This is a genomic window from Mangrovimonas yunxiaonensis (assembly GCF_000733475.1).
Taxonomy (GTDB): domain Bacteria; phylum Bacteroidota; class Bacteroidia; order Flavobacteriales; family Flavobacteriaceae; genus Mangrovimonas; species Mangrovimonas yunxiaonensis.
The window spans coordinates 223,881-235,326 of sequence record NZ_JPFK01000003.1 but is presented as its reverse complement, the minus strand read 5'-3'; the positions used below and the strand labels follow the sequence as shown (position 1 = coordinate 235,326).

The window sequence follows — 11,446 nt, the reverse complement described above, 5'->3', positions numbered from 1 at the left end:
ATAGATGCAGCGAATTTAACAATAATTATGGAACGAAAACCATATTTAAGGAAACGTTAAGGGTTGGGGTGTATTTTTATTCAAAAAATATTTGCGCATAAAAAAGTTTGTTGTAAATTTGCCACCTCAAAACAAAATTGGCCTATGGTGTAACTGGCAACACGTCTGATTTTGGTTCAGAAGAGTCTAGGTTCGAGCCCTAGTAGGCCAACAAGTTTAAAATCCCGATTATTTTATAATCGGGATTTTTTTATGCTCAATTTTAAGGTGTTGACTGGTTTAGGGGTGCGAAAACACAAACGCCCTAGAACATCTAGGGCGTTTGTGTTTTTTAATTAGTACGCGACAGGGCTAGATTTTAAAGGTAATAACGGGTCTTTTGGCGTGGTTAACTAGATCCTCGCTTATGCTGCCGTTAAAGAAATGGGCAATGCCCTGCCTGCCGTGAGTGCTTATTCCTATAAGGTCGGCATTAATGTCTTGCGAAAAGTTTAAAATGCCGTTTTCTACATTGGTGTCGTTGTAAATGTTTATGCTGTAATTGTCGAAAGGATAATCTTTTATAAAGTCCTTAATTCGGGCTTGCGCTTTTCCTGTAGTTGTAAAATTGCTGGCCGTATTAACCATAACCAAATGAATTTTAGCATTGAAAGTTTGGGCAAGATCGGCGGCCTGTTTGTAGGTTTCCTTGTTGTCTTTTTTAAAATCGGAAGCAAATACAAAATCCTTAATGTCAAAATTTTGGTGTTCGTTTTTAATCACTAAAACCGGGATATCGGAGTGTCTAACCACTTTTTCGGCGTTCGAGCCTATAAACATTTCCTTAAACCCGCTAGCGCCATGCGATCCCATAACAATTAAATTGGCGCCTTTGCGCTTGCCAATTTCAGAAAGGTTGGCAAAGCTCTCCCCAAACTCTACAAAATGCTGTACGGTAAGGCCTTTAAGGTAGTCACTATCAACCAGGTCTTCAAATTTTTGTTGGGCAAGTTTCATAAAAAACATAGCTTCTGGGAGCTCGCTATGGTTGTTTACCATGTCTATTTGCTGTAGTGGAAGTTCGAGTAGGTGTAGTAAAAGAATTTCGCAATGGTGTTTTTTGGCAAGTTGAGCGGCAACCTTTAGGGCGTTTTCGGCTTCTTGCGAAAAATCGGTTGGTACGAGTAGTTTTTTCATGTTGACTTTTTTGTGATTTTTGAGTGTTTGTTAGTTGGGTTCTCTAAATTTAAGAATAAAAATTGACATACCAATCATTGTGAAAATCAATATATTTATCGTATATTTGCAGCGTTGTTAGGAAAAAATAATAGCGAGGGGACGGGAGAGTCCCCTCTTTTTATACCGAAAATGTTTAAAACGACTGTAGAAAATTTACTCGAAAAAGCGCTTGAAGAAAGAAGTGATCTGTTTTTAATAGAGCTTTCTGTTGGCGATGATTATGGTGTGAAAGTGGTGATTGACGGCGACAAGGGCGTTACCGTAGAGGATTGCATTTTTGTAAGCCGAGCCATCGAACACAATTTAGACCGCGAAGCCCAGGATTTTTCCTTGGTGGTTACTTCGGCAGGAGCAGCTTCGCCATTGGTAATCCCGCGACAGTTTAAAAAAAATATAGGCAGGGTTTTAAACGTAAAAACAGCAGACAGCGCAGTTGAAGGCAGTCTGGTGGCAGCAACAGACCAGGCCATTACCTTAGCGTGGAAGGCCCGCGAGCCCAAACCGGTAGGTAAAGGCAAACATACCGTAAATAAAGAGGCTAATATTGCCTATGAAAATATAGTTGAAGCTAAAGTTATGATTAAATTTTAATTTGTTGATATGGAAAATCTTGCGTTAATTGAATCGTTTTCGGAGTTCAAGGACGATAAGCTAATAGATCGTGTGACGTTAATGGCCATTCTAGAAGAAGTGTTTAGAACGGCTCTTAAGAGAAAATTTGGAGATGACGATAATTTTGATATCATTATAAACCCAGATAAAGGGGATTTAGAAATTTGGAGAAATAGAGTTGTTGTGGCCGATGGAGAAGTAGAGGAGCCAAACCAGGAAATTTCTTTAACCGATGCCCGTAAGATTGAACCGGATTTTGAAGTAGGCGAAGATGTGTCGGAAGAAGTGAAATTAATAGACCTTGGACGTCGCGCTATTTTAGCCTTAAGACAAAACCTAATCTCTAAAATACACGAGCACGATAACACCAATATTTACAAGCAGTTTAAAGATTTAATAGGCGAAATTTATACAGCCGAAGTACATCACATACGCCACAGAGCTGTAATTTTATTGGACGATGAAGGCAACGAAATCATCTTGCCAAAAGACAGGCAAATCCCGTCCGATTTCTTTAGAAAAGGCGATAACGTAAGAGGAATTATTGAAACGGTAGACCTAAAAGGAAACAAGCCGTCAATCATTATGTCGAGAACATCACCTGTATTCCTAGAAAAGCTTTTCGAGCAGGAAATACCAGAAGTTTTCGATGGATTAATCACCATTAAAAATGTGGTTAGAATTCCAGGCGAAAAAGCTAAGGTGGCTGTCGATTCGTATGACGATAGAATAGATCCTGTAGGTGCTTGCGTTGGTATGAAAGGGTCAAGAATTCACGGCATCGTTAGAGAGCTGGGTAACGAGAATATAGACGTTATAAACTATACCAATAACCTGCAATTGTACATTACAAGAGCACTAAGCCCAGCACGAGTAACATCGATAAAAATCGATGAAGAAAACAAACGTGCCGAAGCGGTGCTTAAACCAGAAGAAGTAAGCAAGGCCATTGGTAGAGGTGGGCATAACATTCGCTTAGCCGGTCAACTTACCGGTTACGAAATAGATGTTTACAGAGAAGGTGCCGAAGAAGATGTCGAGCTTACCGAATTCTCAGACGAGATAGAAGACTGGATTATAGAAGAGCTTAAGCGTGTGGGTCTAGACACCGCAAAAAGTGTTCTGGAACTGGAAGTTGAAGATCTTGTGAAAAGAACAGACCTAGAACAAGAAACAATAGAAGAAGTAAGAAGAATTCTTAAAGAAGAATTTGAAGAATAAAATTTAATTAGGTTATTTTAAAGGCAATTTATGGCTGGAACAATTAGATTAAATAAAGTTTTACGCGAATTGAACATTTCTTTAGATCGTGCCGTTGAATATTTAGATTCAAAAGGTGTCGAGATAGAGAAGCGCCCAACGACAAAGATTTCAGACGAAATATACCAAATACTTTCCGATGAATTCCAAACCGATGCCGATAAAAAAGTGGCATCGAAAGAAGTTAGCGAGGCTAAGCAGAAAGAAAAGGAAGCCTTAAGGGAAGAGCGCGAGCGTGAAATTGAGAAAAAAGAGCAAGAAAAGGCAAAAAAGGAAGCTGCCGAAAAAGAAGAGGTTGTAAGAGCGAAAGCCACGTTGTCTGGGCCAAAACAAGTAGGGAAAATTGATTTAGATGCTGATAAAAAAGCAGAAAAAGAACCCGAAGAAGCGCCTAAGCCTAAAGAAGAAAAAGAAGAGGCGGTTGAAGCAGTAACAGAGCAGCCAGAAGAAACGCCCAAAGAAGAAACCCCTAAAGCAGAAGCGCCTAAAGAGACGCTTAAGCCTAAAGTAGAAGAAAAGGAGGTTGCCTCAAGCCCTGAAAAGCAACCAGCGCCTAAAGCGCAGGAGGCTCCAAAACCTAAGGCCCCTAAGCAGGAAGCTAAGCCAACTGCTCCTAAAAAGGAAGAAGCACCTAAGGAAGAAACTTCGCAGGAATCTGGGGTGGTAGAAACCAAATACCAAAAACTTACCGGGCCAAAAATTGCAGGAGAGAAAATAGACCTTTCTCAGTTTAATAAACCTAAGAAGAAAAAAGAGAAGCCAAAGGCTGATGGCGACGATGCCTCGAAAGGCAAGAGAAAACGTCGAAGAATAAGCAAAACCGCACCTCAAAATAACCGAAACGATAAGTTTAAAGGAAAAGCGAATAACAAAGGGAAAAAGCCGCACATTAAAGAAGAGCCAAGTGAGGAAGAAGTGCAAAAGCAAATTCGCGAAACCCTAGAAAAACTACAAGGGAAATCCTCTAAAGGAAAAGGTGCAAAATACCGTAGAGAGAAAAGAGATCTACATAGAGAACAGACCGAAAAGGAGCTACAGGCAGAACAAGCCGAAAGCAAGGTGCTTAAAGTAACCGAGTTTGTAACAGCTAGCGAGGTCGCCACCATGATGAACGTTCCGGTAACACAAATTATCTCAGCCTGTATGTCGCTAGGGATGATGGTTACCATGAACCAACGTTTAGATGCCGAAACCCTTTCTATTGTTGCCGATGAATTTGGTTTCCAAGTAGAATTTATAACCGCCGATATCGAGGAGGCTATAGAGGAAGTAGAAGATAAGCCAGAAGATTTAAAATCCCGTGCCCCTATAGTTACGGTTATGGGACACGTAGATCACGGTAAAACCTCGTTATTGGATTATGTGCGTAAAGAAAATGTTATCGCAGGAGAGTCTGGAGGAATTACACAACACATTGGCGCATATGGTGTAACTCTAGAAGATGGCCAAAAAATAGCCTTCTTAGATACACCAGGTCACGAAGCCTTTACCGCCATGCGTGCGCGTGGGGCACAAGTAACCGATATTGCTATTATTGTGGTTGCCGCAGACGATGCCATTATGCCACAAACCAAAGAGGCCATTGCGCATGCGCAAGCTGCAGGTGTGCCAATAGTATTCGCTATAAATAAAATAGATAAACCTACGGCAAATCCAGATAAGATTAAAGAAGGTCTTGCCAGCATGAACCTTTTAGTTGAGGATTGGGGTGGTAAAATACAATCGCACGACATCTCTGCTAAAACAGGTCAAGGGGTGAAGGAATTACTTGAAAAAGTGCTTTTAGAAGCCGAATTGTTAGAGCTTAAAGCCAACCCAGTTAAGCCAGCTGTAGGAACCATAGTAGAAGCCTTCCTAGATAAAGGTAGAGGGTATGTAGCAACCGTGTTGGTACAAGCCGGAACCTTAAAGATTGGCGACTATGTTTTAGCAGGAAAACACAGTGGAAAAGTAAAAGCCATGCACGATGAGCGCGGCCACGATATAGAAACCGCGGGCCCATCAACACCAGTATCTGTTTTAGGACTGGATGGTGCACCACAAGCCGGCGATAAATTTAATGTGTTTGAAGATGAGCGTGAAGCCAAACAAATTGCGGCCAAACGAACACAGCTACAACGTGAGCAATCGGTAAGAACACAACGTCATATTACTCTTGATGAGATTGGACGTCGTATTGCACTAGGCGACTTTAAGGAGCTAAACATTATTCTTAAGGGTGATGTGGATGGTTCTGTAGAAGCCTTAACCGATTCGTTCCAGAAACTGTCAACAGAAGAGATTCAGGTTAACATCATTCATAAAGGTGTAGGTGCCATTACAGAAAGTGATGTGTTACTAGCCTCGGCTTCCGATGCTATTATTATAGGCTTTAACGTAAGACCAATGGGTAATGCGCGCCAAATAGCAGATAAAGAGGAAATCGACATTAGAACTTACTCGATTATCTACGATGCCATAAACGATCTTAAAGACGCTATGGAAGGCATGTTGTCTCCAGAGCTTAAAGAGGAGATTACCGGAACAGCAGAAATTAGAGAAACCTTTAAAATCTCTAAAATCGGAACGATTGCAGGATGTATGGTTACCAATGGTAAGATTTACAGAAACTCGGGCATTCGTTTAATACGCGATGGTGTTGTAGTCTATACAGGAGAACTAGCCTCGCTTAAACGTTTTAAAGACGATGTTAAGGAAGTCTCTAAAGGATACGATTGTGGTATGCAAGTTAAAAACTACAACGACATTAAAGAAGGTGATGTTATAGAAGCCTTCCAAGAAGTAGAAGTTAAAAAGAAATTGAAATAACATTTACGTTATACGACTATTTAAAAGCGACCAATTAGGTCGCTTTTTTTGTGTGTAAGGTCCAATTCATTCATGTTTTGTTGAAAGGTTACAAACAATTTAAAGGCGTTAGCTATGAAAAAAACACACGGCCATAATGCGAGGGGATTGTAAAGATGAGGGGATGGTGTAGATTTATCCGGTTTTAGCCAAAAGCGTAACCGCAATAAGCCGTCCTAATAGTATTATTGCAGCCATAAAATCATTCGACTTGAACGGCAAAACAATCAAGCAGCAAACAAGCCATTTTTAGCAAATAAAACTAAGCGTGTAAAAAAGTAGGGAAGTGTTTAATTGAAATGAAGATACACGCAAAAAGTAGGACTATTAAAAATAATCATCCAATAAAAAAAGTGGCCCATGAGCCACTTTCTTTATTCTTTAATTTTTGGCTTAAATATAAAAGCCGTAGGGAATTCTTTATGAATCTTCACCAAGGCTCTATCGGCTTCTAGGCGTGTTCTAAAACTGCCCACCCATACCTTATAATTAGGGGTTTCGTATACCATTTTAGAGGTCCAATTGGGGAGCTCTGTACTGAACTTCGATTTTGCTGCTTCGGCACTAGACCGGTTGCCGGAAAAGATTTGAATTTTATATCTTTTAGAGGTGTTTTCCGAGGTGTTGAGCGCCTTCTTCAATTCGATAAGCGTTTCAATTTTTTTGTCTTGATTTATCACTAAATCACCGCTCTGTGCGCAAAGCGCTGAGGTTGAAATACATGCTAAAATTAGTAAGGCGTTTCTGTAATTGTTTAATTGTCTCATGCTTAAATTAGTAGTTAATACAAAGGTACTTTATTTAACTTTGGTTTTTAAAAATTATTATTTAGAATTTCTCTAAATTAGCAATTAACACTTCACTAACATTTCTAGAATGGACTTTAAGTGTTACTTTTGCGAGAGATTTTATAACTGTGTTTTTTTATTTCTTAGATGAAAAAATCGTACCAAAGTTTAGAAGTTAATTCAACCAATAATATGAAACAGGTGACTCGCCGTAAGTTAGGCAAGAATATACTCCAATTGAGTTTAATTTTTCTACTAACATGTTCAACCTCATTATTCGCGCAAGAAGGAGACCCTGCTAAAGGGAAAACATTGTTCAATACCAACTGTGCTTCGTGCCACGGTCTAGATCGTAAGATGACAGGGCCTGCTTTAAGACATATCGAGCAGAAACTGGCCGATGAGCAGGGCTTGGATAGAGAATGGATGGCCTCTTGGATTCGCAACAGTGCGGCATTAATTAAGTCGGGAGACGATTACGCAAACAAAATTTTTGATGAGTACAATGGAGTAGCCATGACGGCTTTTCCGCAATTGTCCGATCAAGATATTGCAGATATTTTAGCCTATACAGCACAAGATGCTCCTAAGCAAGAAGAAACGGCTAGTGCAGCTGGAGCTGGAGCAGCGCAGTCTGGGGAAGGCGGTATTTCTAATAAATTAGTTCTTGGGGCTTTGGCCTTGCTTTTTGCCTTGTTGGCAATGGCTTTAATTTTAGTAAGAAGCACATTAAACAAATTTGCAGAAGCTAAAGGTGTTGAAGTTCCTGAAGACGAAAAAGCACTGCCATTATGGAAAGCTTTTGCTAAAAACCAGTTCTTGGTACTAGTAGCAAGTATATTCTTGTTGTTGGTGAGTGGTTACTACGTATATGGGTATATGATGCAAATTGGTGTAGACCAAGGGTATCAACCAGTACAGCCTATTCACTTCTCACATAAAATACACGCCGGAGATAACGGTATCGATTGTAAATATTGTCACTCATCTGCAAGAGTAAGTAAGACCTCAGGTATTCCATCGTTAAACGTTTGTATGAACTGTCATAAATCGGTTTACGAATACAATGGTGAAACAACCGAAGAGTATACAAAAGAATTTTACGATGGCGAGATTAAGAAGCTTTATGCTGCTGCCGGTTGGGATGATTCAGAGCAAAAATATACTGGAGAAAGCCAACCTGTAAAATGGGTAAGAATTCATAATTTACCAGATTTTGCCTACTTTAACCACTCGCAACACGTTACTGTGGCCGGTATTGAGTGCCAAACATGTCACGGACCTGTAGAGGAGATGGAAATTATGCGCCAACATTCACCATTAACAATGGGATGGTGTATTGAGTGTCATAGAGATACAGAAGTAAAAGTAAAAGACAACGGGTATTACAAGAAAATACACGAAGAGTTGTCTAAAAAATATGGCGTAGAAAAGCTGACAGCTGCTCAAATGGGCGGATTAGAATGCGGTAAGTGCCACTACTAAAATAATTAATAAAAGAGTAATTCTATTATATATGTCATCAAACAAGAAATACTGGAAAAGTGTTGAAGAGCTTAACGAAAGCAGCTCTGTTGTTGAGACGCTAAAACACAACGAGTTTGTTGAGGAAATACCAACAGATGAGTTTTTAGGCGATAAAGATGCTTTAGAGGGTTCGAAAACATCACGTCGTGACTTTTTAAAGTATGTTGGGTTTAGCACAGCTGCTGCATCATTAGCTGCTTGTGAAGGTCCAGTAATTAAATCGATACCTTACGTGGTTCAGCCAGAGGAAATTATTCCTGGCGTTGCGAATTATTACGCAACAACCATAGCAAACGGGTACGATTTTGCTAGTGTTTTAGTAAAAACAAGAGAAGGTCGTCCAATTAAGATCGAGAACAACAACCTCGCAACAACCCATGGTGGTGCCAATGCCAGAGTAAACGCATCGGTTTTAGGATTGTACGATAGTTTAAGAGTGCAAGGGCCTAAAAAAGGTGGTGCTTACATTTCTTGGGGCACATTTGATGAGGAAACCTCTCAAAAATTAAACGAAATTAAAGACTCAGGGAAGCAAGTGGTGCTATTAACGCAAACCTTTGCAAGCCCATCAACATCAAAGTTGATTTCTGAGTTTAAAAATACATACGGAAACGTGCGCCATGTGGTGTATGATGCCGTGTCGGAATCGGCTGCTTTAGATGCGTTCCAAGCAAAATACGGAACACGTGCTTTAGCAGATTACGATTTTTCTAAAGCCTCGGTAATCGTATCTGTAGGTGCCGATTTCCTTGGCGACTGGCAAGGCGGTGGCTTTGATAGCGATTATGCAAAAGGACGTGTGCCTACAAACGGTAAAATGTCCAGACACATCCAATTCGAGTCTAACATGTCTTTATCTGGTGCCAATGCCGATAAGCGTGTGCCGTTAACACCATCGCAACAAAAGGTGGCCTTGGCTAAGCTGTACAGTTTAGTTGTTGGAGGTTCAGCCAATGGCGAATTGCCAGAAGCTGTAGAAAAAGCGGTTCAAAACGCTGCTTCACAACTTAAAAATGCAGGTAGCAAAGGGGTGTTAGTTACAGGCATACAAGATGTTAATGCACAAACCTTAGCTTTAGCTATTAACGAAGCCTTAAATAGTGAGGCCTTTAATACAACAAGCCCACTTTTAATTAGACAAGGAAGCGATAAGGCCGTAAACCAGTTGATTTCTGATATGAATTCGGGTAAGGTAGGGGCGCTTATTATGAGTGGTGTAAACCCAATGTATACCCTTGCTAATGCCGATGCATTTGCCGAAGGTCTTGCCAAAACCGATTTATCAATTGCTTTTTCATTAAAAGAAGACGAAACCTCTTCTTTAGCACAATATATTGCAGCTGCACCGCATTACCTAGAATCTTGGGGTGATGTGCAGTTTAAAACAGGGCATTTTGCTTTAATGCAGCCAACCATTCGTCCGTTGTTCGATACAAGACAATTCCAAGAAGCCTTGTTAAAATGGACCGAGAACACAGCAACTCTTAACGATTATATTAAAGATGTTTGGACAAATACCGTTCTAGCAGGAACGTCGTTTAGCCAAGCGTTGCACGATGGAGTGTTTGTTTCTGGTGGTGCGCAAGCCGTAACAGAAGAAACAGAAGGACAAGACCGAACTTTAGTTGGTGGTATTATTCACGATGCTGCTGTAGGGTTAGGCCTTAAAGAAGAAGACCAAGATGCAGCGGCTGCAACAGTAGCAGGCATATCGGCTTCAGAGGCTGTTAGAGCCTTGGCTGCTGCCACATCTAGTGGTTTAGAATTATCGCTTTATCCAAAAACCGGTATGGGCGATGGCCAACAAGCCAATAACCCATGGTTGCAAGAGTTTCCAGATCCAATTTCAAGAGTGTCTTGGGATAACTACTTAACAGTATCGCGTGCCGATGCAGAAGCTTTAGGATTAAAGAACGAGCATGTAGCTACTGGAGCTTTAAACGGAAGCTATGCCGACATTACAGTAAACGGAACAACCTTAAATAACGTGCCTGTGCTTATTCAGCCAGGACAAGCCAAAGGCTCTGTAGGTTTATCGTTTGGTTACGGTAGAGAAGCTGGACTGAAAGATGAGATGAAAACAGGGGTTAACGCCTTTAAATTATACCAAGGTTTTAACAACGTACAAAATGTAAGTATTTCTGCTGCTTCTGGTATGCATGAGTTTGCTTGTGTTCAGTTGCACAATACCCTAATGGGACGTGGTGACATTCTTAAGGAAACGAGCTTAGAAATTTTCAACACAAAAGATAAAGATTACTGGAATGCCATTCCAGTGGTGTCTTTAGATCATAAAGAAACTCCGGTAACATCGCCAGATGTAGACCTTTGGGATGAATTTGATCGCTCTATTGGGCATCATTTTAACCTTTCTATCGATCTTAATGCTTGTACAGGTTGTGGGGCTTGCGTTATTGCATGTCACGCAGAAAACAATGTACCTGTAGTAGGTAAGGAAGAAGTAAGACGTAGCCGTGATATGCACTGGTTACGAATAGATAGATACTATTCTTCTGAAGTTTCTTTTGAAGGTGATAACGATAAGAAAAACAACATTTCAGGATTGGGTAGCTCGTTAAGTGAGTTTGGAGAGATGGAACACCCATCAGACAATCCGCAAGTGGCCTTCCAACCAGTAATGTGTCAGCACTGTAACCATGCTCCTTGTGAGACTGTTTGTCCTGTTGCGGCAACATCGCACGGGCGCCAAGGCCAGAACCACATGGCGTATAACCGTTGTGTAGGAACACGTTACTGCGCGAACAACTGCCCTTACAAAGTGCGTCGTTTTAACTGGTTCTTATATGCCGAAAACGATGAGTTTGATTACCACATGAACGACGATTTAGGACGTATGGTTCTTAATCCAGATGTTGTAGTGCGATCTCGTGGGGTTATGGAGAAATGTTCGATGTGTATTCAAATGACCCAGAAAACCATTTTAGATGCAAAACGTGACGGACGTGAGGTTAAGGCCGATGAGTTCCAAACAGCATGTTCTGCAGCTTGTAGTAGTGGTGCTATGGTTTTTGGAGACATAAACAATAAAGACAGCAAGGTAGCACACCTTACAGAAGATAACCGTATGTACCACTTATTGGAGCACGTAGGCACAAAACCAAACGTGATGTACCAAACCAAAGTGAGAAATACAACCGAAGCATAAACTAATTACGAAACAATTATAAACAAAT

General features: G+C 40.7%; 7 protein-coding genes and 1 tRNA gene. 6 read left to right on the top strand and 2 right to left on the bottom strand.

Annotated elements, in window-relative coordinates; translation table 11 throughout:
• Window positions 1–138 precede the first annotated feature (138 nt).
• Window positions 139–211: transfer RNA gene (locus IA57_RS03205), tRNA-Gln, on the top strand.
• Window positions 212–351: 140 nt separating this feature from the next.
• Here the strand turns inward: IA57_RS03205 and IA57_RS03200 are convergent.
• A complete protein-coding gene (locus IA57_RS03200) occupies window positions 352–1,176 on the bottom strand; it encodes a universal stress protein (RefSeq protein WP_036119100.1) in 825 nt (274 codons plus the stop codon).
• 171 nt (window positions 1,177–1,347) lie between these two features.
• Between IA57_RS03200 and rimP the strand changes: the two genes are divergently transcribed.
• From rimP to infB, 3 genes are read left to right on the top strand one after another with little or no spacing between them, the layout of a single operon-like run.
• Window positions 1,348–1,809 (top strand): ribosome assembly cofactor RimP, encoded by a 462-nt coding sequence (gene rimP, locus IA57_RS03195; protein WP_036119098.1) that lies wholly within the window; start codon window positions 1,348–1,350, stop codon window positions 1,807–1,809.
• Between the two features lie 9 nt (window positions 1,810–1,818).
• Entirely contained in the window at window positions 1,819–3,051 is a 1,233-nt protein-coding gene (gene nusA / locus IA57_RS03190; protein ID WP_036119095.1) for a transcription termination factor NusA, read from the top strand.
• A 30-nt stretch (window positions 3,052–3,081) separates the two neighbouring features.
• Complete coding sequence (gene infB, locus IA57_RS03185; protein ID WP_036119094.1) at window positions 3,082–5,898, top strand: translation initiation factor IF-2; 2,817 nt, start codon at window positions 3,082–3,084, stop codon at window positions 5,896–5,898.
• A 413-nt stretch (window positions 5,899–6,311) separates the two neighbouring features.
• Here infB and IA57_RS03180 read toward each other — a convergent pair whose 3' ends face one another.
• On the bottom strand, window positions 6,312–6,704 hold the full coding sequence (locus tag IA57_RS03180; RefSeq protein WP_036119093.1) for an SPOR domain-containing protein: 393 nt from the start codon (window positions 6,702–6,704) through the stop codon (window positions 6,312–6,314).
• A gap of 213 nt (window positions 6,705–6,917) precedes the next feature.
• Between IA57_RS03180 and IA57_RS03175 the strand changes: the two genes are divergently transcribed.
• Together IA57_RS03175 and IA57_RS03170 are read left to right on the top strand one after the other, a co-directional pair.
• Entirely contained in the window at window positions 6,918–8,210 is a 1,293-nt protein-coding gene (locus tag IA57_RS03175) for a cytochrome c3 family protein (protein WP_036119499.1), read from the top strand.
• Window positions 8,211–8,241: 31 nt separating this feature from the next.
• Window positions 8,242–11,418: a TAT-variant-translocated molybdopterin oxidoreductase gene (locus tag IA57_RS03170; protein ID WP_036119092.1), complete on the top strand. Its 3,177-nt coding sequence runs from the start codon at window positions 8,242–8,244 to the stop codon at window positions 11,416–11,418.
• Window positions 11,419–11,446: the final 28 nt, after the last annotated feature.